General features: G+C 71.5%; 18 protein-coding genes. 9 read left to right on the top strand and 9 right to left on the bottom strand.

Going from position 1 to position 23,537, the window contains the following annotated elements:
* Positions 1-381: 381 nt before the first annotated feature.
* The 3 genes from CAP_RS44860 (at position 382) to CAP_RS17595 (ending at position 5,252) form a co-directional block, all read left to right on the top strand.
* Positions 382-3,369 carry a hypothetical protein gene (locus CAP_RS44860; RefSeq protein WP_052375440.1) on the top strand — a complete coding sequence of 996 codons (2,988 nt, stop codon included), beginning with the start codon at positions 382-384 and terminating at the stop codon, positions 3,367-3,369.
* A 99-nt stretch (positions 3,370-3,468) separates the two neighbouring features.
* A complete protein-coding gene (locus CAP_RS17590) occupies positions 3,469-4,605 on the top strand; it encodes an AAA family ATPase (RefSeq protein WP_044242457.1) in 1,137 nt (378 codons plus the stop codon).
* Positions 4,602-5,252, top strand: coding sequence for a DUF4276 family protein (locus CAP_RS17595; protein WP_044242460.1), 651 nt, complete (start codon positions 4,602-4,604; stop codon positions 5,250-5,252). The genes CAP_RS17590 and CAP_RS17595 overlap by 4 nt, the downstream gene beginning before the upstream one ends.
* A 38-nt stretch (positions 5,253-5,290) precedes the next feature.
* On the opposite strand, the gene CAP_RS17600 is transcribed toward CAP_RS17595, so the two are convergent.
* Positions 5,291-6,790, bottom strand: coding sequence for an acetyl-CoA carboxylase biotin carboxylase subunit (locus CAP_RS17600; protein ID WP_044242462.1), 1,500 nt, complete (start codon positions 6,788-6,790; stop codon positions 5,291-5,293).
* Between the two features lie 110 nt (positions 6,791-6,900).
* Here CAP_RS17600 and CAP_RS17605 point away from each other — a divergent pair, with 110 nt between their 5' ends.
* From CAP_RS17605 to CAP_RS17615, 3 genes are all read left to right on the top strand, one after another.
* The gene (locus CAP_RS17605; RefSeq protein ID WP_197041226.1) at positions 6,901-7,638 is read left to right on the top strand and encodes a hypothetical protein; all 738 of its coding nucleotides are present in this window, start codon (positions 6,901-6,903) and stop codon (positions 7,636-7,638) included.
* A 161-nt stretch (positions 7,639-7,799) separates the two neighbouring features.
* Positions 7,800-8,669 carry a hypothetical protein gene (locus CAP_RS50530; RefSeq protein ID WP_156040894.1) on the top strand — a complete coding sequence of 290 codons (870 nt, stop codon included), beginning with the start codon at positions 7,800-7,802 and terminating at the stop codon, positions 8,667-8,669.
* A gap of 492 nt (positions 8,670-9,161) precedes the next feature.
* Positions 9,162-10,286 carry a pectin acetylesterase-family hydrolase gene (locus CAP_RS17615; protein ID WP_081864987.1) on the top strand — a complete coding sequence of 375 codons (1,125 nt, stop codon included), beginning with the start codon at positions 9,162-9,164 and terminating at the stop codon, positions 10,284-10,286.
* Between the two features lie 87 nt (positions 10,287-10,373).
* On the opposite strand, the gene CAP_RS17620 is transcribed toward CAP_RS17615, so the two are convergent.
* From CAP_RS17620 to CAP_RS17655, 8 genes are all read right to left on the bottom strand, one after another.
* The gene (locus CAP_RS17620) at positions 10,374-11,093 is read right to left on the bottom strand and encodes an SAM-dependent methyltransferase (protein WP_156040895.1); all 720 of its coding nucleotides are present in this window, start codon (positions 11,091-11,093) and stop codon (positions 10,374-10,376) included.
* A gap of 77 nt (positions 11,094-11,170) precedes the next feature.
* A complete protein-coding gene (locus CAP_RS17625; protein ID WP_197041227.1) occupies positions 11,171-12,967 on the bottom strand; it encodes a thiamine pyrophosphate-binding protein in 1,797 nt (598 codons plus the stop codon).
* A gap of 86 nt (positions 12,968-13,053) precedes the next feature.
* On the bottom strand, positions 13,054-13,911 hold the full coding sequence (locus CAP_RS17630) for a fumarylacetoacetate hydrolase family protein (protein ID WP_044242472.1): 858 nt from the start codon (positions 13,909-13,911) through the stop codon (positions 13,054-13,056).
* A complete protein-coding gene (locus CAP_RS17635; RefSeq protein ID WP_044242473.1) occupies positions 13,908-14,549 on the bottom strand; it encodes a polysaccharide deacetylase family protein in 642 nt (213 codons plus the stop codon). The genes CAP_RS17630 and CAP_RS17635 overlap by 4 nt, the downstream gene beginning before the upstream one ends.
* Before the next feature lie 9 nt (positions 14,550-14,558).
* The gene (locus CAP_RS17640; RefSeq protein WP_044242475.1) at positions 14,559-15,098 is read right to left on the bottom strand and encodes a VOC family protein; all 540 of its coding nucleotides are present in this window, start codon (positions 15,096-15,098) and stop codon (positions 14,559-14,561) included.
* 176 nt (positions 15,099-15,274) lie between these two features.
* A complete protein-coding gene (locus CAP_RS17645) occupies positions 15,275-15,781 on the bottom strand; it encodes a peptidase M23 (RefSeq protein ID WP_370865987.1) in 507 nt (168 codons plus the stop codon).
* Between the two features lie 136 nt (positions 15,782-15,917).
* Complete coding sequence (locus CAP_RS54990) at positions 15,918-16,913, bottom strand: HEAT repeat domain-containing protein (RefSeq protein WP_044242481.1); 996 nt, start codon at positions 16,911-16,913, stop codon at positions 15,918-15,920.
* The gene (locus tag CAP_RS17655; protein WP_231511538.1) at positions 16,913-17,863 is read right to left on the bottom strand and encodes a HEAT repeat domain-containing protein; all 951 of its coding nucleotides are present in this window, start codon (positions 17,861-17,863) and stop codon (positions 16,913-16,915) included. The genes CAP_RS54990 and CAP_RS17655 overlap by 1 nt, the downstream gene beginning before the upstream one ends.
* Positions 17,864-18,587: 724 nt before the next feature.
* Here CAP_RS17655 and xseA point away from each other — a divergent pair.
* From xseA to CAP_RS17670, 3 genes are read left to right on the top strand one after another with little or no spacing between them, the layout of a single operon-like run.
* Entirely contained in the window at positions 18,588-20,273 is a 1,686-nt protein-coding gene (gene xseA / locus CAP_RS17660) for an exodeoxyribonuclease VII large subunit (protein WP_081864988.1), read from the top strand.
* Positions 20,266-21,342 (top strand): shikimate dehydrogenase, encoded by a 1,077-nt coding sequence (locus CAP_RS17665; RefSeq protein WP_231511539.1) that lies wholly within the window; start codon positions 20,266-20,268, stop codon positions 21,340-21,342. Before xseA ends, CAP_RS17665 begins: the two co-directional genes overlap by 8 nt.
* Positions 21,339-23,441, top strand: coding sequence for an amylo-alpha-1,6-glucosidase (locus CAP_RS17670; RefSeq protein ID WP_052375444.1), 2,103 nt, complete (start codon positions 21,339-21,341; stop codon positions 23,439-23,441). Before CAP_RS17665 ends, CAP_RS17670 begins: the two co-directional genes overlap by 4 nt.
* The last annotated feature ends 96 nt before the right edge of the window (positions 23,442-23,537 follow it).

Genomic DNA, 23,537 nt, shown 5'->3' on the forward strand with positions numbered 1-23,537 from the left:
TCCACCCGGGCGCTTCTCCCGCCCTCCTCTGGCACCCTCCACCGTGGCCTGTGGGGCAGCTATCATCCCCCGGAGCATCTCGCCCGCTGTCCTCGCCTGCCCTGTGCGCCAGCGGGGCGCGTGTGCCGCCTGTGGCGCGCGCATGGCTGTGGCCCCGGGAACCCTCGCCCCCGAGCGCCCCTGGGCGCCCCGATGCGTCCCCGAGCGCCCCGATGCGTCCCCGAGCGCCCCGATGCGTCCCCGAGCGTCCCGGTGCGCCCCCGAGCGTCCCGGTGCGCCCCCGAGCGCCCCACGCGCCGCGGTCGCTGCCCCGGCTTCTTTGCACGTCGTGGCATCGAGGACGAGGACGAACCTTGAGAGCTGGCTTAGACTTCGGTCACTTTGCACACGATTCCGGCCACGCGGCTCACTGCTCCCGCAGATCCGACGCGTCCGCGCGCAACCATCCTGGGCTTCGGCGCCTGGGGCCCGCTCGGCGTCGAAGCGCTCCAGATTGCGATGAGCGCCCGCGCCGGCCGCATCGAGCCGCGCCCCACGCGTTTCTTCGACCAGCGCGGCCACCGGATGAGCGTCGCGCGCGCCCTCGCCCTCTCCGATGATCTCTTCGGCAGCAAGCGCCTCCCGGCGCTCGGCGCCCCCGCCCTCCGCGAGGCGGCCCTCGCCCTCGACCAGCAGCTCCCCGGCATCGTCCAGGTGGGTCTCGCATCCTCTCCCCAGGATCCTGGGGGCGGGCCCCCTGGCCTCCCCCTCCTCCTCGCCATCCCGGACCGCCCCGACGCGGCTCCCGACGACGAGCTGCTCGCGACCCTCGCCGCGGACAGCACCGTCAAGGTCGACCTCGCCCGCTCCACCGTCGTGCGCGGCGGCCACACCGGCTTCGCCACCGTCGTCGCCCGCGCGCTCACCCTCCTCGATCAGGGCGTCGCCCCCGCCGTCATCGTCGGCGGCATCGACACCTACTACGACGAAGCCGTCCTTCACGCCCTCGACCGCGCCGACCGCCTCAACGCCCTCGACCACCGCGGCGGCATCACCCCCTCCGAAGGCGCCGCGTTCCTCGTCCTCGGCTGGGATTCCTTCAGCGGCTCGGCCCACGGCTGGGTACACTTCGTCGACCACGCCGAGTCCGGCCCCGAGTCCCGGGGCGGCGGCGCCATGGCCTCCCTCATCGACGCCGCGGCGAGGACCTCCGGCTCCATCGAGTGGGTCCTCAGCGACGTCAACGCCGAGCCTGCGCGCGTCGAAGCGTGGAGCGCCGCCGAGCGTCGAGGCGCCGCGGCGCTCGCCTCCACCGTGCGCGACGACCGGTGGATCGAGGAGTTCGGCGAGGTCGGCGCTGCGACCGGTGCCCTCCTCGCCGTCATGACCTGCACGTACTGGAACGCGGGATGTGCACCGGCGTCGACCGCCCTCCTGGCGCTCCACGACGACACCGCCGAGCGCGCCGTGCTCGTGCTCCAGGAAGCGCCCCGCGCCGAGCTCCAGGAAGCGGCCGCCGCGGCCCCCACCTCGGCTTCTGCGGCCCATCCCTTCTCTGCGTCGACGACGTCTCCCTCCCCGTCGACGACATCTCCCTCCCTGTCGATCACGGCTGCACCCATCTCGGGGGCCCCTCCGACCGAGGTCTCCGCGCCGACGCCGCCATCCTCCCCCGCGCCGCTCTCCGCCTCCGCTCCGCAGTCGGCATCTGCCCCGCAGTCATCGCCGCGCTCGGCACCTGCTCCGCAGTCGGCACCACAGTCCACCGCAGCACCCAGGTCCGCACCTGACCCGCAGTCGTCATCGGCGCCTCTGTCGTCATCGGCGCCCCTGTCGTCACCGGCGCCCCTGTCGTCACCGGCGCCCCTGTCGTCACCGGCGCCCCTGTCGTCACCGGCGCCCATCTCGGGTGGAGGCTCCGGGCCGCTCTCCATCCGCTATTCCGCGCCGCCCTCCTCGAACCCGCTCTCCACGCGCTCGCGCCGCTCTCCGAGCCTCGTGCCTTCCTCGTCCGCCGTCCTCCCCACGCCTCCCTTCCAGGCGAGCGTGGGCGTCCCGGCCCTGCACCGCTTCGCCCCCGCGACCGGAGGCGAGGCGCCCGACGAGGAAGTGCGCCCCCAGCTCCGCCGCCTCGCCCGTGACTGCATGGAGGACATCGCCATCTTCGGCGACCTCTGGCGCCAGCGCGAAGAGGAGCCCGCCTCCCTCACCGCCAGGCTCGAACAGCAGGTGCTCGACAACCTCGACGCGCTCGTGGCGCTGGTCCGCCGCCGGCCAGCCCCCGAGGCCGTGAAGGAGATCTCCCACTGCGCGCAGGAGATCTCGTTCCCCGATCGCGGCCGCGGCTTCGCGCTCGCCGTGACGCTCGGCTGCATCGACGACGAGGAGGGCGCCCGCGCCGCCATCTCGGCCATGCGCAAGGCGCACCCCGGCACGCTCCCCGCGTGGGAGGCCGGCCTCCGCCTCGCGTCCAGCCCGGAGATCGAGGCGGCCGCCGCGCGCTTGCTCCGCAGCGAGCGCACCCCGCTCGTGCGCGTGGCGCTCGAAGTCCTCCGCTTCCGTCGCGCCGGCGACCTCGCCACCATCACCCCCCTCCTCACCCACGCCGAGGCGCGGGTGCGCGCCGCCGCCGCCCGGTGCGCCGCGAGCATCGAGCCTGCCGAGCAGGTCATCCCCCTCCTCGAAGATCGCCTCACCGACACCGACGACAGCGTGACCCTCGCCGCCGCGGAGGGCCTGCTGCTCCATGGCGCCGCGGCCGGCCTCACCTGGCTCCGCACCCGCCTCGACGCCGACCTCGCCTCGGGCAGCATGGGCCGCGACCACCGCGCCCACGCCACGCGCCTCCTCGCCCTCGGCGGCGGCGCCGAGGACCTCGACCTCCTCGTGCGCGCCGCAGCCGGCGACCCCCGCCTCGCCGAGGTGCTCGGCTGGTACGGCCACCCTGGCGCCGTGGAGCCGCTGCTCGACCTCCTCGACCAGGTGCACCGCGCCCTCGAGAGCCGCGAGCCCGTGCGCGGCTCCGACCTCTCCGTCACCCGCGCGCTCCAGCGCATCACCGGCGCCTCCCTCGACCCGCACCCCGCCGTCTGGCGCTCCTGGTGGTCCCAGATGCGCGCCTCGCTCCCCGCCGAGCGCCTGCGCTTCGGCGAGCCCTACACGCCTTCGCTCAGCCTCGAAGAGCTGGCCCTCGACATGACCCCGCTCCGCGTCCGGCGCGAGTGCGCGCAGGAGCTCCTCCTGCAGCTCGGCCCCGTCGCGCGCATCGACATCGACGGCTGGTCCGCCCACCAGCGCGACGCCATCGCCCGCCTCCGCGCCAACCTCTCCCGCGGCGACCTCCCCCCCGCCGGCTCCTTCCCCGCCGACCACCACGCCCGCTCCCGTTGAAGCGAAGCGTCACCTCCCGGTGCGCTGCGCGTTGACCGAGAGACCGCGCCCCCTCGGGCGTCGACACGAACCGGGGAGCGGGATTAACTACCGACGAAGATGGACTACATTCGGAAGCTCCAGCTCGCTGGATACAAATCGATCGAGCACATCGATCTGGAACTCCGGCCCTTCAACGTCCTGATCGGCGCCAACGGCGCCGGAAAGTCGAACCTGCTCTCGTGGTTCCGGTTCCTGAACTGGATCACGGCGGAGCGCCTGCAATTCCACGTGGCCGACCAGGGGGATGCGGAGTCGGTGCTGCACCACGGCGTGAACCGGACGCAGCACCTCACATGCACGCTCGGATTCAGCAGCCAGAGCGGCACCAACGAGTACGAGATCCGCCTCCAGAACACCGAAACGGGGAGCCTGGTGTTCGAGCATGAGCGGCTCCGCTACCAGGCGCAGGGAAGCTCCCAACCGCATGTCGTGGACCTGGGTGCGGAGCCCCGCGAGACTCGCCTCGGCTCCGCCATCCGCAAGAAACAGCCAGGCTACACCACGGCGAAGTTCATCAAGTGGAAGCTGGACCGGTTCCGCTACTACCACTTCCACGACACCTCCAAGAATGCCGCGGTCAAGCAGACCAAGAGCCTCGATGGGGAGCGGTTTCTCACCCATGATGGCAGCAACCTCGCGGCTTTCCTGTACCGAGTCTCGCAGGACGAGCCTGCGACGTTCGAGGCCATCGAGGACACCGTGCGGCTGGTGGCGCCCTTCTTCGATCGCTTCGTCCTGGAGCCTTCAACCTCTGACACCATCAAGCTCCGCTGGCGGGAGCGCGGTGCAGGTTCCGTGTTCGGTCCGCATCAACTCTCCGATGGAACGCTGCGGTTCATCTGTCTCGCCACCCTGCTCATGCAACCGAACAAAGAGGCGTTCCTTCCTCCGGCGCTGATCGTACTGGATGAGCCCGAGCTCGGGCTTCACCCCTATGCCATCTCGATCCTGGGAGCACTGCTGCGCAGGGCTGCGGGATGGAGTCAGGTGCTCATCGCCACCCAGTCTCCGCTGCTGCTCGACGCGGTGATTGAGGAGCGCGGGCAGGTGGAGGACCTGCTCGTCGCCGAGCATGAGCACGGCAAGTCGACCTTCCACCGGTACACTCCGGAGCAACTCAAGGACTGGCTCGCGGACTACAGCCCAGGGCAGCTCTGGTTGAAGGGGGTGCTCCGGGGGAGTCCGATCACATGAGCATCATCAAGGTGGTGTGCGAGGGACAGACCGAGCAGGCCTTCGTGAACCGGGTGCTGAAGCCTGCGCTGGAGGCGCAGAGCATCTTCGTCAAGGCCTCGTGCGTGGGAGGAGGCTTGAGCTACAAACCTTACCGTAAAGACATTGAAAACTCGCTTCGGGAAAAGCCGGCGTACGACGTCGTGACCTCAATGATTGATTACTACCGGCTCCCCTCGAACTTCCCGGGCTGGACTCTACCCACCAGAGCGAAGGGCGACCCGTATGCACGCGTCCGCAAGCTCGAAGAAGCCTTCGCCGAGAACATTGCAGACGAGCGCTTCCTGCCTGGCATCGTCCTGCATGAATACGAGGGATTGCTTTTCACTTCTCCCGAAGCCATCGCCGATGTGGTTGCGGAGGGAAGACTCCTGCCGCGGATAGAGAGGATCCTCAAGGAGTTTCACGGCAATCCCGAAGCGATCAACGAGCGGCCCGAGAAGAGCCCCGCGCTACGTTTGAAAAAACTCTACCCCGCCTACGACAAGCGGGATCACGGCCCACGCATCGCGGAGCGGATCGGGCTGAGCACGCTTCGCGCGAAGTGCCAGCACTTCAACGCCTGGCTCACCGAGATCGAGCGGCGTTGCGCCTCCGTGACGACGTGACGTCCTCCAGAGGGGAGCCGCGCCCCCTCCCTTCTCGCTCACCGGAACGCGCGGTGCGCGTACACCCAGGGCGACACGCCCTTGCCGCCTGACGGAGGCGCGATCGCCGTCGCTGCGCGCTGCTCGGCGCGGGCGGTGGCCACGGCCATCGCGACCGCGAGCCGCTCCTCGTCCTCGGTGGGCACCTGCGTCGGGCCGCACAGCGCCTCGGTGTGCTCGCCGATGAAGCCGGTGTGGTAGCGGCCCGCCTGGAACTCCGGGTGCGCCATCAGGTGCTGGTGGAACGAGAGGTTGGTCTTGATCCCCGTCACCACGTACTCCGAGAGCGCCCGCTGCATCCGCGAGAGCGCCGCGCGCCGGTCGACGCCCCACACCGACAGCTTCGACACCAGCGGGTCGTAGTGGCTCGGCACCTCCGACCCCTCGTAGAACCCGCCGTCGTCGCGCACCCACGGCCCCGACGGCGCGCGCAGCGCGGTGAGCTTGCCGGGGCTCGGCAGGAACCCCGAGCCGGGATCCTCCGCGTAGATGCGGCACTCGATCGACGCCCCGCGCCGCGTGAGCGTCTCCTGCTGCACGGAAAGCTTCTCGCCCGCGGCGACGCGCACCATCTCGGCGACGAGGTCGACGCCCGTCACCCACTCGGTGATCGGGTGCTCCACCTGGAGCCGGGTGTTCATCTCCAGGAAGTAGAAGCTCCCGTCCTCGCCGAGCAGGAACTCGAACGTCCCCGCCGAGAAGTACCCCACCGACAGCGCCCCGCGCACCGCCACCTCGCCCATGCGCCGCACCAGATCGTCGTCGGCCACCGGGCACGGCGCCTCTTCCACCACCTTCTGGTGGCGCCGCTGGATGGAGCAGTCGCGCTCGAAGAGGTGCACCATGTTCCCGTGCCGGTCCCCGAGCACCTGGATCTCCACGTGCCTCGGCCGCACGATCGCCTTCTCCAGGTACACCGTCGCGTTGCCGAACGCGCGCTGCGCCTCGCTCTGCGCGCGCTCGAACGCCGAGGCGAGATCCTCGGCCCGCTCGACGAGCCGCATCCCCTTGCCGCCGCCCCCGAACGCCGCCTTGAGCATCACCGGGTACCCGAGCCGCTCGGCCGTCGCCAGCGCCTCCTCCGGCGAGTTCGCGTCCCCGCCCGGGGTGATCGGCACGCCCGCCGCCATCATCCTGGCGCGCGCCGCCGTCTTCGAGCCCATCGCTTCCATGGCGCTCGCCGGCGGCCCGATGAAGGTCACCCCCGCCGCCTCGCACGCCGCCGCGAAGTCCCGGTTCTCCGAGAGGAACCCGTAGCCCGGGTGGATGGCGTCGGCCCCCGAGCGCCTCGCCACGTCCAGGATCTTGTCGATGCGCAGGTAGCTCTCCGACGCCAGCGCCGGCCCGATGGCATACGCCTCGTCGGCCAGGCGCACGTGCAGGCTCCCCCGGTCGGCCTCGCTATACACGGCGACCACCTGGATGCCCATCTCGTGGAGGGTGCGGAGGATGCGGACGGCGATCTCGCCCCTGTTTGCGATGAGGACCTTACGGATCACGGTCCGACCCTTACCACGTCGTCGCTCTGGCGTGCGCGCCGAGGTGCAAGGCGTCTATCCTCATGCAGCAGATCACACGTCGAGACGCAGCACGCCACTCCCCGATGTCCATGCCCCTCTGCCACCTTTCGGTTTTACTCGGCGTCACCCCCGCGCTGCTCGCGGTGTCGCTCCCTGCGCGCGCCGACGCGCCTCCGACGGCACTCCAGCCCATGCCCCCGAGCCCCGGTGCGCAGCCGGCGCCGAAGCCTGGCACCCAGCCGCCGCCTCCCGGTGCGTTCTTCCCGCCACGGCAGCCCGTGGGCCCTGGTCCTTCGCCCTACCCTGACCCGCGCGATTACGAGGCGTACGACGAGAACCGCCCGGAGAACACGCCCGCACGTCGCTGGTATGGCTGGCAGACGCTGCTCGCCATGGGCGCCAGCAGCGCGACCTTCCCCCTCGCGTTCGTCACCACCGACGGTTCCTTCCTCGGCCTCCCGATCAGCGGCTTCCTGCTCGGCGGTCCCATCGTGCACTGGAGCCACGGCCACGTGCGTCGAGGCTTCAACGTCCTCGGCATGCATTTCGGCCTCTCCGCCGCTGGCATCTTGCTGGGTCTCGGCCTGGACTGCGCCATCGACGTGTGCACGGGCCATGGTAAGGTCGAGAACCTCCTCTACGCGGGCATGGTCGGAGCGGGCCTCGGTCTGCTCACCTCCAACATCATCGACGCCACCGTCATCGCCTACGAGGACCGTCCCGGCGAGGTGAATGCCGCACGCCAGCCAGGACTTCAGCTCTCCCTCGTTCCGACACTCGACCTGCACCAGGGCCGCGCCACCCTCGGCATCGGCGGTACGTTCTGAAGCCAGCTCTCCCCGCTGCCTTGGCGTGCGCATCGAGGTGCGACCCGTCTATCCTCGTCCTCCCAGGCGTTCCGCTGCGCACTCTCTCCCAGCCTCCACGCCCCCTTCCATCGTGCCGCGACGGCACGTGGAGCCACTCCGGAAGCAGAAGGTGACTCCAGATGGCCCTCTCATCCCGCACCCTCCCCACGCTCCTGGCGCTGCTGACCTCCACGCCGACGCTGCTCACAGGATTGCCATCCGCACTCGCCGACGTGCCTCCGCCGCCAGCCCCTCCGGCGAGCAGCGCGCCGCCAGCCCCGCCAACGAGCAGCGCGCCGCCAGCCCCTCCGACGAGCAGCGCGCAATCCGCCCCGCCAACGAGCAGCGCGCAGTCAGCTTCCCCCGGTGTTTCCCCCGGTGTGCCGGCGCAACCCGCCTCCGCCGCTAGGACCTCGCAGTCTCCACCGCCACCCGGGCAGGCCGCAGCGCCGCCCGGGTCTCCGCCAGGTACTGGCCCTGGCCCTAATCCCGATCCCGCGGCGTACACCGCCTACTACGAGCCCTCCGAGGGTTCGGAGCGCACCTGGTACGGCTGGCAGACGCTGATCGTGATGGGCGCCAGCAGCGCCTTCTTCGTGGTGCCGTTCGCCACGGGCGACACCCTCCTCGTCGGCGTCCCGGTAATGAGCTTCGTCTTCGGCGGCCCCATCGTCCACTTCGCGCACGGCCGCATCGGGCGAGGCTTCGGGGTCCTGGGGATGCACTTCGGCATCGCCACGGGCAGCGCCTTGCTCGGTGCCGGTCTCGCCTGCGCTGGCGGACGATGCGGCTCGGGCGAGTTCAGCGGCGTCGCTGCCTTCCTCGGGGCAGCCGCAGGAGCCAGCCTCGGGCTCCTGGCCTCCAACATCATCGACGTCGCAGCCCTCGCCTACACCGACCCCCAAGAGGAGAGGAAGAAGGTGCGCGAACAGGCCTTCCAGCTCTCCATCGTGCCCCAGCTCTCCATCTCCCCCGACCACTCCTTCATCGGCCTCGCCGGCACCTTCTGAATCAGGGACCCGAGGTCCCTACGCTCCCGATGGTCGCTACCCCCGGTTCTTCGCTCGAACACCGAGCTGAGGACTCGGGGCGAACCTGAGAAACGCAGTGCCGGGAGCAAGCAGTCAGCGGTTCCGCATGCGCCAGAGCAGGCGGTCAGCGGTTCTGCATGCAGAGAGGGAGCGCGGTAGCGCCTGCTCCATGCGCCAGAGCAAGCCGGCAGCGTTTCTGCATGCAGGAGACGCAGCGCGGTAGCGCTTCTGACATGCGGAGCCGGAGCGTGGCAGCGTTCCTGCATACGGGCATGCGAGGGACGGAGCGGGTAGCACCGGGGCAGCGCAGCGGGGCCGCGCGGCATCGGTCTTGCTTGGGCCATCCGGGAGGCACGCGACCCTGACGGATGTCGTCCTCCGACAACGCCGCCCCACGGTGGTGGCGGCCCGCACGATTGCTGGTGAGCCTACCGTGCCTACCTTTCACCCCCTGAACCAGGAGCACTCCTCATGACCCTTCTTTGCGCTCGTGCTGGCCTCGGCGCCGTCGCGCTGGCTTCTATGATGCTCGCGGCGTGCAGCGGCGATGACTCGAAGAGAGCAGCCTCCGGCGACGTGACGTCCGGGGGCGCGGCATCCAGCCTGCCTCACTTCGACGATCTCCCCGAGGGGGCGGTCTCCGTGCTCCGGCCCGGCGGCGAGACGACGTGCTCGCGGGGAGGGGAGTACGCCTTCATCGTGCGCCCCGGGGACAGGGACAAGGTGATCCTGGAGTTCGAGGGCGGCGGCGCATGCTGGGACGAGCAGACCTGCTCGTTCGCGGGATCCATCTTCAAGGAGACCGTCGACGCGGATCAGTACACCGAGCACCTGCAGCGCGGCTGGTACGATCAGTCGCGGCCCGGGCACCCGATGAAGGGGTGGACGCACGTGTACATCCCGTACTGCACGGGCGACATCCACTGGGGCGACAACGTGAAGACCTACGGTCAAGGCGACAGCGCCGTGACCATCCACCATAAGGGTGCGGTCAACGTGCGGGCGGCCCTCGACTGGGTGTACCGGGAGCTGGCGGCGCCGCAGAAGGTCTTCGTGACCGGGTGCAGCGCGGGCGGGTACGGGAGCATCTGGTGGGCGCCCGAGGTGCAGCACCATTACGCCGTGGCGCGAGTCTACCATTTCGCGGACAGCGCGGCAGGGGTGATCACCAGTGATTTCTTCCAGAAGAGCTTTCCGTCGTGGAATGCGGAGGCGACTTTCCCTTCATTCATCGGGGACTTCCGGCAGGCGACGTCGCTTCCGGTGCTCTACCAGATGATTGCAGCGGCCTATCCGGACAACGTGTACTCGCAATACAACACGGTGAACGACGACAACCAGACGTTCTACTTCGTGGCCATGGGCGGGGGCGACAACGCGCAGTGGTCGGCGCAGATGAAGGCGAACGTGAAGTCCATCGAGGATGCGTCCCCGAACTTCCACGCCTTCCTGGCCCCAGGCGAGCAGCACTGCATCCTGCCCTACGACAACTTCTACACGGTGGAAGCCGGGGGGAAGAAGCTCACCGAGTGGCTCTCGGACATGGTGAACGACAGGCCGATCGAGAGCGTGTCCTGCGACGGCTGCGCGCCGTGAGTGCGTGAGGCGGAGGGAGCCAACACGCGTTCGTCTCGCCTCGGAGCGCTGGTCGCTTCGGAGCGCTGGTCGCCTCGGGGTGCTGGTTCAGGCAGCGCGTGGGGCGGGCCTGCGCAGGCGCAGGCTGTGGGTGTCGTGGCGGTCGGTGGGGCTCTCGACGGCGAGCGTGTCGACGTGCACGCCGTCCGCGCGCAGGGTGTCGCACAGCGCGTCGAGGCGGGGATAGGGGGTGCGGGCAGAGTCGTTGAGCGGGTGGACGCGCACCTCGTCGGCGACGCGGAGCAGCTCGCGCAGGGCGCGGAGGTGAAACGCCAGGTCGAAGTGGTCGGGGTAGGTGAAGAGCAGGAAGCCGCTGGTGGCGAGGGCGAAGGCGCGGTCGGGGAAGGGGAGGGTGGGCAGGAGGGCCGGCAGGTAGTGGCCGGTGGCCTCGTCGCGGTCGCGGCGGTAGTCGTCGAGGAAGGTCTGGGCGGCGCTCTGCCAGCGCGGAAGACGCTGCCACCGACCGTCGGGGCCGGGAGGGAAGCGGTCAGGGCGGGTGGCCGTCCAGGCCGTGACCCGGTGGAAGTCGGCGCGCAGCCGCTGGTCGACGTGCTCCGGAGGCACGCCGTAGGCGGGATCCACGCTGACGGCCCGTCCGCCGAGCGCGCGTACGTGGACGCCGAAATCGCTGGCGCCGCCGGGGCAGTCCAGCACCGGTCCGCGCAGCAGATCGGGCTCGGTGAGGGCGAACTGAGCGAGGTAGTCGTCGGCGGGGCGGGCGCTGATGATGATGTCACCGATCGGCGACGAGGCGGCAGTGCAGGGCATGGTCGGATCTGATGAGGCGGCAGTGCGGAGCATGATCGGGCCTTGTTCAGAGGGTGGAACGGGTCATGGTCCGGCGTTCATTGGGCGGAACGGGCCATGGCGCGGGCGACCGTCGCCGAGGCAGGGTTGAGGTACTCCGGGTCGATGTGCAGGTCGATGAGGGTCGGGCCGGGCGCGGTGAGGGCCTCCCTGAGGCGAGGCAGGTCCTCGGGGCGGGTGATGCGGTCGCCGGCACAGCCGCAGGCTCGGGCCAGGGCCGCGAGATCCGGGGCGGGGTGCTCGGCCAGGTCGCGATCGCCTCCGGCGCGCGCGAGGTTGTGACGCTCCTGGCCGAAGCCGTGATCGTTGAGGACGACGATGGTCAGGGGCAGGCCATAGCGGGCAGCGGTGGGCAGCTCGGCCAGGGACATGAGCAGATCGCCGTCGCCCGTGACGTGGACGACGCGCTCCCCGGGGCGCGCGAAGCAGGCCCCCAGGGCGACAGCCAGGGCCTGGCCGATGGCGCCGAAGTCGGTGCTGACGCAGGTGAAGCGGTCGGGAGCATCGGGGGTGAGCACCTGGCAGGCCGACAGCGCGGCATGGCCGCCGCCGATGACCAGGTTGCACGGGCGAGGCAGCAGCGCCTCCAGCGCCTCCAGCGCCGCGATGGGATGCACCGCGCGCCCGCGACCACCCGCCGGTGCGATCCGGCAGGAGCGCGGCTGCCACAGCGGCGGCTTTCCTACCGCGAGGACGCGCGGGCGCGGGCGTCGCTCGCGCAGGCGCCGCAGCAGCAGGGTGGTCATGAGGGCCGCGTCGCCGCGCAGGTGGATATGGTTTCCGTGGTTCCTGTGGCTCCCGTGGTCTGCGTGGTTCCCATGCGGCCGGAGGGCCTGAGGTGCCGGTGCGGTGTCGATGCGCACGAGGGGGGGGCGGTGGGGGCGCTCGTGCAGGGCGGCGGCGGACAGGGGGTGCATGGTGGTCCCGACGGCGATGACCAGGTCCGCTGCGGCCAGGGCGTCGTCGGCGCGGCCGTCGCCCATGCCGCCAGTGATGCCGATCTCGGCGCGGTCACCGGCAAACAGGCCGGCGGCGCGCAACGTGGTGGCGACGACGGCGCCTGCCTCCCGCGCCAGCTCCAGGAGCAAAGGGCCGGCGTGCAGCGCGCCGCGTCCCGCCACGAGCACGGGCCGCGCGCTGCCCGCGAGCAGGTCGACGGCGGCGTCGAGGGCGCGCGCGTCGAGGCGGGTCGAGCCGTCGTCCGTGACGTCGGCGCGCGCGCCGTCGACGGCGGAGGCAGGCTCCGCGTCGGGAGCCGGCATCTCCTGCACGTCGGCGGGCAGGTGCAGGGCGAAGGGACGGCCGTCCGCCATGGCCAGGGAGGCCTGGGCGAGGGCTTCGTCGAGCTGCCCGGGATCGTCCAGCCGCAGGCCGGTCCCGGCGCAGAGCCGGGTGAAGGACGGCTGGTCGAGGTACTGGGGGTTGTCCCGGTTGCCACCGGGCACATCGCCGGCGAGGAGGAGCACGGGCGAGCGGTGGGCCGCGGCGACCGCCAGGGCCGTCGCGGTGTTGGTGAGCCCCGGTCCGGCGGTGACCGTCGCCACGGCCAGCCCGCCGCCAAACCTGGCGTACCCGTCGGCCATTCCGACCGCGCCGCTCTCGTGCCGGGCGTGGACGAGCCGCATGCCGAGCCGGCCGCTCAGGTCGTCGATGAGGTGCTGGTTGGTGGCGCCCATGAGGCAGAACACCATGGTCGCGCCGCTGTCATGGATGGCCGTGGCCACCGCCTCGCGCACCCTGGTGCGGCCCGTCGTCGCGCACCGTTCCCGGTGCTCAGGGGCCGTCTTCCACGGGCGCGGTCCGCAGGGACCCGGCAGCGCGCCGTCGCATTTCATGGGGGCGAAGAGAGGCTCTCCTGGCTCAGGCCCAGCCAGGGGCGACGCGTCGAGACGCATCCACGGAGCTTAGCGGCTGGCGCGCGTCACGCCTCGTCGACGATGCGATTCCGGAGCGTGCCGATGCCGTCCACCTCGACCTCGAAGACGTCGCCGGGCTTCAGGAAGACCGGCGGCTGCCGCACGAAGCCGACGCCGCCCGGGGTACCCATGGCGATCACGTCGCCGGCATCGAGCGTCATCGCCTCGGACAGGATGGCGATGGCCGAGACGACGTCGAAGACCATGTCGGCGGTGCTCGCTTCCTGCATCGTCTCGCCGTTGAGCCGACCGCGGATCGTCAGCCCGCGCGCCCCGGGCGGGAGTTCGTCGGGCGTGACCAGCTCCGGGCCCATGGAGCCGGTGCGGTCGAAGTTCTTGCCGACCGTCCACTGCGAGGTGCGCGTCTGGTAGTCGCGGATCGTGCCGTCGTTGAGCAGCGCGTAGCCGGCGACGTGATCGAGCGCGCGCTCCGCGGGGATGGCGCGGCCCCGGCGCCCGATGACGACGAGGAACTCGGCCTCGTAGTCGAAGTGGGTCGACTTGCGTGGCCGCACGAGCGGGACGTCGTGGCCGACGAAGCCCGTGGCGAAGCGGCTGAACACGACCGGGTAGTCCGGCTTCTGGATCGACGCTTCCTTCGCGTGGTCGGCGTAGTTCACGCCGAGGCAGAGGATCTTGCCGGCGTCGGTGACGAGCGGGCGGTAGGCCGCGTCGCGGACGAGGAGGCCGTCGATCGACGTGAGCGCCGCGAGCTCCGCGAGGCGATCGAGGAGCCCGGCCCGGAGGGCGGCGCCGAGGTCGCGGGGCAGGTCGGGGAGGGCGGCGTTCGCGTCGAGGTAGCCGTCGCCGCGGCGCACGCCGAGGAAGGGGCCGCGCTGGTTCTGGAGGGAGGCGATTCTCATGCGTTCACGATCTCCGAGAGGTTGGCCGTGATCCGGCCGCTGGCGATGGGCACGCACTCCGGCGGCAGGTCCTGCGTGAGGTCGTCGCCGCGCGCGAGGAGCGCATCGAGGAACGCCGGCAGGCCGTCGAGGCAGGCGCTGGGGACGTCGTGGAGGACGACGACGGCGTGGTCGCGCGCGGCGGTCTGCGCGAGCGCGGTGGAGACCCACCCTGGGTCGTCCCAGTCGCGCGGGACGGCGTTCCAGAGGATGCAGGAGTAGCCGTGGGCGACGAGGTAGTCGCGTGCAGCGGGGCTGAGGAGGTGACGCCCGAGGAGGCCGCCGCCGCCGAAGGGCCGGAACCGTCTGGGGCCGGGCACGAGCGGCGCGAGCAGGGCCTCGGTGCGGACGATCTCCTGCGCCACGGCGTCCGGGCGAGGGTCGGCGCCGAGCGGGGTCTCGTGGGTGTACGAGTGGTTGCCGATGAGGTGACCCTCGTCGCGCGCGCGCTCGACGAGGCGGCGCCCGGCCGGGGTCGCGAGGTGCTTGCCGAGCACGTAGAAGTGCGCCCGGAGCTCGCGCTCGCGGAGCAGGTCGAGGACATGCGGGGTGACGTCCGGATCCGGGCCGTTGTCGAACGAGAGGGTGACGCGCCTCATGGGCCGGAGTTACCGGAAGGTGTTGTTCGAGGTGTGGTCGCCGGCGAGCCAGCGCGAAAGCTCGCGCCGCGCGTCCTGCTCGCGCCCGCGCACGAGCTGCTCGGTGATGGCCTCCGGCGCGTCGCACGTCAGCTCCAGGGTCATGCCGTTGGGATCCACGACGTAGAGCGACTGGCAGTAGCCGTGCTCGAGCACGTAGGTCTGCGGCTCTTTGTAGCCGGCGTCGGCGAGCTTTCTCTGCACGCGTTCGAGCGTGGCGCGGTCGACGTTGAGCGCGATGTGGTGGAACGGCGAGGAGGGGATCTCCGGGCCGAAGAGCTGCTGGTCCTCCTCGTGCGCGAACTGGAAGAAGGCGAGCGCGCTGCCGTCTTCGAGGCCGAAGAAGCAGTGGCAGTAGGTGCGGACCTTGCCGAACAGCTCGTCGGACTCGCACCACGTCGCCACCAGCGGCAGGCCGATGAGGTCCTCGTAGAATGCGCGGGTCTTTTCGAGATCCCGGGAGACGTAGGCCGTGTGGTGGAGCCTCGTGGGGCGTCGTTCGGTGGTCATGGCGATCGCTCCTCGACCGTGAGGTTAGGGAGGTCGGGTGAAGGGGGGAACCGGTTTCGTCGGCATCCATCCCGTCGCGACGTCGACGTTCACGACCTCCCGGACGCCCGTGGAGAGCACCATGGTCACGCAGAGGCAGCTCCCCCGGCGGAGCTGCCCCTCGGGCCGTCAGCAGGTCACAGGGTGGGGGTGCCGACGCGGTTCTCGCAGTAGCCGCTGGAGCCGCAGGTGGTGCCGACGCTGGTGTACCAGGCGCTCTTCCTGGTGCCGTACTGGCGGTTGTCCGCGTGGACGTGGGCGCCGTAGGACTGGCCGGTGGAGCCGACCAGGCCGAGGGCACAGCGGTCACACGACTTGGTGGCGGAGCTCGTGTTGGTGTTGATGTGGAGCTGGCGGAAGTCCCAGCCGCTTGCGCCGCTGACGACGTAGTAGTTGCCGGCGCCGCCGTTGCAGTTGGGGTTGGGGGGCGGGTTGGCGCAGTTGTTGGCGCAGCCGCTGTAGAGCTTGTAGTTGACGGTGCCGAGGATCATGCCGCGGGCGTTCCACTCGCTGCAGGACTGGTTGCTGATGTCGAGCGCGGTGTGGGAGCTGCCGTTGCACGAGTAGTAGGTCGTGGAGCCGACCTTGGCGATGTTCTCGCAGATGGGGCCGCGCGCGGTCGCCGCTTCGAGCGGGGCAGGCATGGCGGCGGAGAGGGTCGCGAGCGCGGCAATCGCCGCGATCCTGGTGACGATCTTAGTGATCCTGGTCATGGCCATCTCTTCTGTTCTCCTTCTGGACGGTGGTTCGACGTTCCCCGGATCCGGTGGCAGCGCGTGATCATGGCGCGAGGCGCTGCTTCTCCCGCAGGATGAGGGTCCACTCCTGCAGGTGCATGGCGAGCACCTTGAGCCAGGCGTCGATCTCCAGGGCGAGCGTGGGGTCCACGCTGCGCAGGGACTGGAGCGTGGGCGCGGCGCCGGAGAGGCGGAGGTGGACGAGGCCTTCGAGGATGGCGGCCCGCACGGCGTGCTCGCTCTCGGCGGGGTAGCGGGAGACGAGGGCGCGCTGGGCGGTGTCGGCGCTCGCGGCAGGGACACCGCCGAGGGCCTTGGCGGCGGCGGCGCGCAGCTCGGGGCTCCGGGAGGCGAGCTGGGAGACCAGGGTCTGCACCGCCTCGGGGCCCACCTGCTCCATGGAGGTACCGGTGAGGAGCCTGGCAGCGGTCGCGGGATCGGGGCTCGCGGCGGCGGCCTTGATGGCGGCCTCGGAGACGCCGCGGTCGTGGCCGAAGTGGACCTTGTCGTTCTCGTGGAGGAGGTTGTCGACGGCGGCAGTGCGGACCTCGGGCGAGGGATCGCGGATGAAGTCCTCGTAGGAGACGCCGCCCTTCTTCTGCAGGACCTCGACGGAGGCGGTGCCGCGCATGCCCGCGAGGGAGGCGGCGCGGAGCCTGGGGTCGGCCTCGGAGCGGGCGCGGTCGAGGATGGGGTCGACGAGGGAGAGGTCCTCGCTGTGGCTGGCCTTGGTGGCGAGCGCGGCGCCGAGCGCTTCGAGCATGGCGGGGTCGCGCTCGGCGGCGAAGAGGGCGCGCAGTTCGCCGGCGGGGAAGGAGAGGGCGGCTTCCTTGATGTGGAGCTGCATGTAGCGGCGGAGCGCGGGGGAGCCTTGCTGGAGCGCGCCGCGCAGGCTGTCGACCATGGCGGGCAAGGCGCAGTCGACCCGCTCGGGGAGGGGCTGGCCCTGCGGCTCGGCAGCCCCGAGCACGAGGAGGAGCGACGCGGCAGCGAGGGCGCGAGCGGCGCGCGGAGCGCAGGTGGAGACGGCGCGCGGCATCAGTGGGGCATCCCTTCTTCGAGGACGCACTGGTGACGCTCGGCCTTGCCCATCCAGATGCGGGAGAAGTCGACCGTGCCAGTGGCGTAGAGGGTCATGAAGTCCTGGTGGTCTTCCTTGAAGCGGGCATCGAGGGCGGCGAAGTCGGCGAGGAGGGGAAGGGCGGCGGCGCCACCGACGCGCGCGGCGAAGCGGAAGATGGCCCAGCGGACGCACTCGTCGCGCTCGGCGGGGAAGGCTTCACGGTAGACGGCGAGGACCTTCGTGGCCTCGCGGGTGACGGAGAGGCGGTGGGCGGCCATCTCGCGGACGCTGCGGTCGGGGTCGTTCTTGAGGAGCGCGGCGAGGGTGTCGATCTCGCTGCCGGAGAGCACAGGGTCGGCGTAGGAGGGCATCTCCAGGGCGAGGAGCTGGACGGCGGTCTCCTGCGACTCCTTGCCGACGGAGAGCAGCTCTTTCCAGTAGGGCTCGTAGCTGCCGGTGCGCTTGAAGTCCTCGGTCATGACCCGGCCGAGGGTGCGCGTGGCGAGCCAGGCGGCGGATTCGGCGTCGTCGTCGAGGGCGATGGCCTTGATGCGGTCGATGGCGGCGCTGTCGAAGCGGTGCTGGGTTTCGAGGGCCTCCAGGGCGGCGCCGCGCAGGGTGAGGTCGGCGCTCTTCTGCTCGCCGGTGGCGAGGAGCTTGCCGGAGACGCGCGGGTCGCGGACGGCGTCGGAGAGCTTGAGGGCGCCCATGAGGATGCCGAGTTCGGGGCCGGAGGCAGTGGTGGCCCAGTCGAGGACCTGGAGGGCGCTGTCGACGTTGCTGCCGATCATCTCGGCGAGGCGCTCGCGCAGGTAGTCGGCGAGGAGGGGGTCGCCGTTCGCGACGGCGCTGGCAATGGCGGCGCGCATGTCGGCGAGGGTGGCTTTCTGGTCGAAATCGAGGAGGCCCTGCCAGCAGCGAGGCATGGGGACCTTGTCGTCGGGATGAGGGCCCTCGGGGTGGGAATCCGTGGGTCCTTCCGGGGAGGACGCGCGATCGTTGCGCTGGCGCGCGGTGGCCTCGTCGGCGCTGGAGGGGCCGGAGGTCCGGGCGTCGGGAGAGGTGGGGGCGCGCTTCGGCCAGACGATGATCCAGAACGCAATCAGCAGGAAATTGCTGCGATGGTGGCGACCCAGCGTCGACGCATGCTCGTTTGCAGAACAATCACGAGCAGCGTCGTGCCGTCAACGCAGGCCGCGCGCGTCGATGGCGAATGAGGTGCGATGCACCGCGGGCCGAACGATGCAAGTGTACGCGGCGGATAAGTGCACCGGGAAAGATGTGCACATCCATGGGGATGCACGAGGCGGCGCGGAGGTAGGCATTGGTGTCCGCACGGAGTGCTTCAATGGTGGTCACACCAGGGGACATTGCTGGCGAGAGGGCAGGGCCATGGTGAAGCGCCCTGGACCGGCGACCATGGCGGATCTTCGGGAGGCGGTGGCCGTTGGTGCAGCGTCAGGGCCGGCGTCCCTGGCGGAGGTTCGGGGCCTGCAGCAAGGCGCACGAGGGGGGACATGGAGCAGGTAGACGTGGCCTCTGGGCCGCAAGACAGGGCAGGGCAGGGGAGGGAAAGCGAGCTGACGGTGACCCCCGGATTCAGGGGATGCGCTACTAGGCAGGCGACGCGCGCCAGGGTAGTGGTCAAGTGTGCAGCGTCGTGACCCATCTCCCGAGTCAGCCTCTGCAGCCCGGTTCGAGGGGGGCGATCTCGGGTGGGAACCGCCTTCCGTGCCGCCCTCGGGACCTGCCTCCTGGCCCGTCTCCTCGTCGCCGGCGGGGCAACGGCCGCGGTTCGAGGGGGAGTCGGAGGTGCTGTCGGTCAGCGAGCTCGATCGGCGCCTGAAGCGGCTCCTGGAGGGCTCCACGGCCAACCTGCGGGTGGAGGGGGAGGTCTCGGGGCTGAAGCGGGCACCGAGCGGGCACGCTTACTTCGCGCTGAAGGACGAGCGGGAAGAGGCGTGCATCGAGTGCGTGATGTACCGGACGGCGGGGCCGCGGTCGCTGCGGGCGCTCCAGGACGGGGAGCGGGTGGTGGTGACGGGGAAGGCGTCGCTCTACGTGCCCCGAGGGCGGCTGCAGTTCATCGTGGAGAGCGCGGCGCCGGCAGGGCGGGGGGCGCTGCTCGAGGCGCTGGAGCGGCTGAAGGAGCAGCTCGCGGCCGAGGGGCTGTTCGCGCTGGAGCGCAAGCGGCCGCTCCCGCGGGAGCCACGGGTGATCGGGGTGGTGACGAGCGGGAGCGGGGCGGTCATCCACGACATCGTGAAGGTGGCGTTCCGGCGGGGAGGAGCGCGGGTTCTGCTGGCGCGGGCGCTGGTGCAAGGGCCCGGGGCGTCCGCGCAGATCTGCCGGGCCATCGGGCTGCTGGAGCAGGTGCCGGAGGTAGACGTGATCATCGTGGGGCGCGGCGGGGGGTCGGCCGACGATCTGAGCGCGTTCAACGACGAGGCGGTGGTGCGGCGCGTGGCCCAGGCGCGGGTGCCGGTGGTGAGCGCGGTGGGGCACGAGGTGGATGTGTCGCTCACCGATCTGTGCGCCGATGCGCGGGCAGCGACGCCCTCGCAGGCCGCGGAGCTGCTGGTGCCCGACGCGGGGGCGCGGCGGCGGGAGCTGGGGCTGCTCTCGGTGCGGCTGTCGCGGGCGGTGGGGCACACGCTCGCCGCGGCGCGGGCGGATCTCGATCGGCGGGTGGCGGCGCTCGGGTCGCCGGAGCGGCTGCTGGCGGAGCCGCAGCAAGAGGTGGATGAGCTGCGGGGGCGGCTCGAACGGGCCATGGAGCGGCGGATCTCGGGGGAGCGGGCGGGACTCGCGCAGATCGAGCGGCGCCTGGCCGGGAGGCACCCGCGGGCGGTGATCGCGGGGGCGCGGGCGGATCTCGGGCCGCTCCTCGTGCGGCTCGGGGCGGCGACGCGGCGGTACGTGCGGGGGCTGCGGGGCCGGTTCGCGGAGGACGTGGCGCGGCTGTCGGCGATGTCGCCGCTGTCGGTGCTGGCGCGCGGGTACGCGATCACCACGGATGCGTCGGGGAGGGCCATCCTGGATGCGCGGACGGTGGCGGCGGGGGAGCGGATCGTGGTGCGGGTGCACGAAGGGTCGCTGCGGGCGACGGTGACGGCGAGCGCGGGGCCCGGAGAGCCGCTCGGCGAAGGCACGGAGGCGGATGGCGGTGGGAGCAACGGCGGCAGCGGTGGCGGCGGCATGAGCGTGGGCGGGGTCGGGAGCAGCGGGGGGCGGGCGCGTGGGGTGAGGGCGCCGCGGCGGCGGGCGGCGCGGATCGAGGGAGAGCAGCTCCGGCTGGGGCTGGAGCCTTCAGAGGAGCCCCGGAGCGATGGCTGAGCGGCGCCTGTTCGTGCTCATCGGGCACCCGGTGAGGCACTCGGTCTCGCCGGTGATGCACACCGCGGCGTTCAGGGCGCTGCACCTGCCCCACATCTACAGCGCGTTCGACGTGCCGACGGAAGACGATCTGCGGCAGATCGTGGACGAGGTGCGGAGCGGCGTCATCGCAGGGGCGAACGTGACGGTGCCGCACAAGCAGCGGGTGCTGTCCATGGTCGATGCGGTGGACGAGAGCGCGGCGTCGATCGGCGCGGCCAACGTGCTGGTGCGGACGCCGGACAGGCGGGTCATCGCCTACAACACCGACGCGCTGGCGCTGCAGGACGAACTCGACGATCTGCTCAAGGACACCTCGCCGCCCTCGGTGCGGGGGAAGGCCGGGGCGCCCCCTGCGCCGGTGCGTTCGTCGCCGGGGCAAGCCTCGGGGCAGGCGTCGTCGTTCCAGCCGGCCGCGGCGCTCGGCGTCATCCGGGAGCCTCACCTGCAGGCGCTGCCTTGTCCGCGGGGGAGGGCGGTGATCATCGGGGCCGGGGGGGCAGGGCTCGCGGCGATCATGGCCTGCAAGCGGCTCGGGTTTCACCTGATCAGCGTCACCACGAGGTCGTGGGCGAGCTCGGCGGAGATGCTGGACTCGCCCTCGGCGGAGCGGGCGCGCGCGCTCGGTGCGCTGACGGCGCCGTGGCCGGTGCGGAGCACGCCGATCCTGAGCAAGGCGTCGCAGATGCTGAAGCTCAACTGGAGCGAGACCGCGGCGACGGCGGATCTGATCCTGCAGGCGACGAGCGCGGGGATGCTCGGGGGACCTCCGGGGGAGGACGTGACAGGGATCGTCCCCTGGGACATGCTCGCGCCGCATGCGCGGGCGTACGATGTGATCTACAACCCACCTGTGACGCCGTTCTTGAGGATGTCGGGGCTGCGTGGGCTCAAAGCGAGGGATGGTCTGGGGATGGTGGTCGGGCAGGCGGCGCGGTCGTTCACGCTGTGGACCGGGATGGAAGCGCCCGTGGAGCTGATGCGATCGGCGGCGGAAGAGTCGCTCGAGAAGGCGACGAGCGTTCGATGAGGAGCACGGCTCCCGGGCTGTCGCTCGGCCCCGAGGTGAAGGCGGCGCTGGCGAAGGGGATGGAAGGGCCGTCGCCCTGGCCGCATGTGGAGGTGGGAGGGGAGCTCGGTCGGGCGGCGCGGGAGTGGCTGCACACGAACGGGGCAGGGGCCTACGCGAGTTCGACGGTGGCGGGGATGCACACCCGCCGCTACCACGGCATGCTGGTGGCGGCCCTGGATCCGCCGCGGGGGCGGCACGTGCTCCTGTCGCACGTGGACGTGGGGCTGGACCTCGCGGAGCCAGGAGCAAGGCGGAGGCCGCGGTGGGAGCTCGGCAAGCACCAGTTCCCTGGCGTGGATCCGGAGGCGACGCCGTTCTACCTGGCGCGGTTCGATCAGGATCCGCTGCCCCGCTGGACCTACGAGGTCGCGGGCGGGGTGCTGGAGATGCAGCTCGGGCTGGTGCGGAGGGAGAACGCGGTGGTGCTGCGCTACGAGTGGCGCGGGGAGCAGGCGGCGCGGCTGACGCTCCGGCCGCTGCTCGCGGTGCGGCACATGCACGGGCTCCTGCGCGAGAACGGGGGGATGTCGAACCGGGTGGAGATGCGGGTGGACAGCGGCCCCGACGGCGCGACGTACCACGAGGTGCGGGTGCAGCCGAACCGGAGCCTGCCGCGGCTCTGCTTCCGCTACCAGGGGACGTTCGTGGGGTCGCCGGACTGGTGGCGGCGGTTCGAGTACCTCGCCGAGCAGGAGCGCGGGCTGGATTTCCACGAGGATCTCTGGACGCCAGGGCACGTGGACATGCCGGTGGAGCCAGGCGTGCCGGCGTACCTGGTGGTCGCCGCGGGATCGCTGCCCGAGGGGGCGCCCGAGGCGCTGCTGGAAGCGGCGAGCGCGGCGATCCTGGCGGAGGATCCAGGGCCTTCGGTGTCACTCGCGGAGCGGAAGCTCTCCATCGCAGCGGCGAGCTTCCGCTGCGATGGGTGCGCGAGCCCGGGGGTCGTGGCGGGGTATCCGTGGTTCGAGGTGTGGGGGCGCCACGCGCTCATCGCGCTGCCGGGGCTGTACCTCGTGCCGGGGAAGGTCGAGGGGGCGATGCGCGTGCTGCGGGCGCTGATCGGGGAGATGCAGGGGGGGCTCGTGCCCAACCGGCTGCCCGACGCCGGGGGTGCCTCGGAGTACCACTCGGCCGACACGACGCTCTGGCTGTTCGAGGCGGCGCGCCACATGATCTGCGTGCTCGGCGACGGGCACCCGTTCGTGCTGGGTGAGCTGTTCCCGGCGCTGCAGGCGGCGTTCGAGGCGGTGCTGCGGGGGACGCGGCACGACGTGCGCCTGACCGCGGACGGGCTGTTCGCGGCGGGCCGCGAAGGCGAGGCGCTGACCTGGATGGACGCGCGGGTGCAGGGGGCGGCGGTGACGCCGCGGGTGGGGTGCCCGGTCGAGCTGTCGGCGCTGTGGGCGAAGGGGGCCGAGACGCTGGCACGGCTCAGCCGGGCGGCAGGGGACGAGGCTCTCGCGGCGCGGGCCGAGCGGGCTGCGAAGCGGGCACGGGAGGCGTTCCGGGCGCGGTTCTGGTGCGAGGAGACGTCCTATCCCTACGACGTGATCTCGGAGTCTCCGGAGGGGCCGGGGTCGTTCCGCGATCCGGTGGTGAGGCCGAACGCGCTGATCGCGCTGGCGATCGATCCGGACTGCTTCACCGAGGAGCAGGCCAGCGCGCTGCTCGACCGGGTGCGGCTCACGCTGGTGACGCCGGCGGGCGTGCGCTCGCTCGCGCCCGGGGAGCCGCGCTACGCGGCGCGCTACGTGGGGGACGCGGAGGCGCGGGACGCGGCATGCCACCAGGGGACGGTGTGGCCCTGGCTGCTGAGCTTCTACGTGCGGGCGGCGCTGCGGTCGTCGTCGCTCGGGGAGCACGTGCTGCCGCTCCTGCGCAGGCTGGTGGCGTCGGCGGCGGGCAACGAGCTGGCGCTGGGGTACGTGGCGGAGCTGTGCGACGCGGAGCCGCCGCACCTGCCCCGTGGTTGCGTGGCCCATGCCTGCAGCGTGGCCGAGCTGCTGCGCGCGATGGCGTGGGATCTACCGCGCGAGGACGGAACCGAGCCTCGTTGAATGCGGGAAGGGGTGACCTCCCCAGGCCCGCGCTGCTAACGTCGCCGGGAAGAGGGTGCCGCATGGCCGCGGCCTCCGCGTCGACGTGGTGCAACC

This window comes from Chondromyces apiculatus DSM 436 (assembly GCF_000601485.1).
Lineage (GTDB): Bacteria > Myxococcota_A > Polyangia > Polyangiales > Polyangiaceae > Chondromyces > Chondromyces apiculatus.

Bases quoted from the DNA above. Each gene is read 5' to 3' on its own strand.
- CAP_RS17590 (WP_044242457.1), top strand. From the start codon at position 3,469: ATGGACTACATTCGGAAGCTCCAGCTCGCTGGATACAAATCGATCGAG.
- CAP_RS17595 (WP_044242460.1), top strand. From the start codon at position 4,602: ATGAGCATCATCAAGGTGGTGTGCGAGGGACAGACCGAGCAGGCCTTC.
- CAP_RS17605 (WP_197041226.1), top strand. From the start codon at position 6,901: ATGCCCCTCTGCCACCTTTCGGTTTTACTCGGCGTCACCCCCGCGCTG.
- CAP_RS50530 (WP_156040894.1), top strand. From the start codon at position 7,800: ATGGCCCTCTCATCCCGCACCCTCCCCACGCTCCTGGCGCTGCTGACC.
- CAP_RS17615 (WP_081864987.1), top strand. From the start codon at position 9,162: ATGACCCTTCTTTGCGCTCGTGCTGGCCTCGGCGCCGTCGCGCTGGCT.
- CAP_RS17620 (WP_156040895.1), bottom strand. From the start codon at position 11,093: ATGCCCTGCACTGCCGCCTCGTCGCCGATCGGTGACATCATCATCAGC.
- CAP_RS17625 (WP_197041227.1), bottom strand. From the start codon at position 12,967: ATGAAATGCGACGGCGCGCTGCCGGGTCCCTGCGGACCGCGCCCGTGG.
- CAP_RS17630 (WP_044242472.1), bottom strand. From the start codon at position 13,911: ATGAGAATCGCCTCCCTCCAGAACCAGCGCGGCCCCTTCCTCGGCGTG.
- CAP_RS17635 (WP_044242473.1), bottom strand. From the start codon at position 14,549: ATGAGGCGCGTCACCCTCTCGTTCGACAACGGCCCGGATCCGGACGTC.
- CAP_RS17640 (WP_044242475.1), bottom strand. From the start codon at position 15,098: ATGACCACCGAACGACGCCCCACGAGGCTCCACCACACGGCCTACGTC.
- CAP_RS17645 (WP_370865987.1), bottom strand. From the start codon at position 15,781: ATGCCTGCCCCGCTCGAAGCGGCGACCGCGCGCGGCCCCATCTGCGAG.
- CAP_RS54990 (WP_044242481.1), bottom strand. From the start codon at position 16,913: ATGCCGCGCGCCGTCTCCACCTGCGCTCCGCGCGCCGCTCGCGCCCTC.
- CAP_RS17655 (WP_231511538.1), bottom strand. From the start codon at position 17,863: ATGCCTCGCTGCTGGCAGGGCCTCCTCGATTTCGACCAGAAAGCCACC.
- CAP_RS17665 (WP_231511539.1), top strand. From the start codon at position 20,266: ATGGCTGAGCGGCGCCTGTTCGTGCTCATCGGGCACCCGGTGAGGCAC.
- CAP_RS17670 (WP_052375444.1), top strand. From the start codon at position 21,339: ATGAGGAGCACGGCTCCCGGGCTGTCGCTCGGCCCCGAGGTGAAGGCG.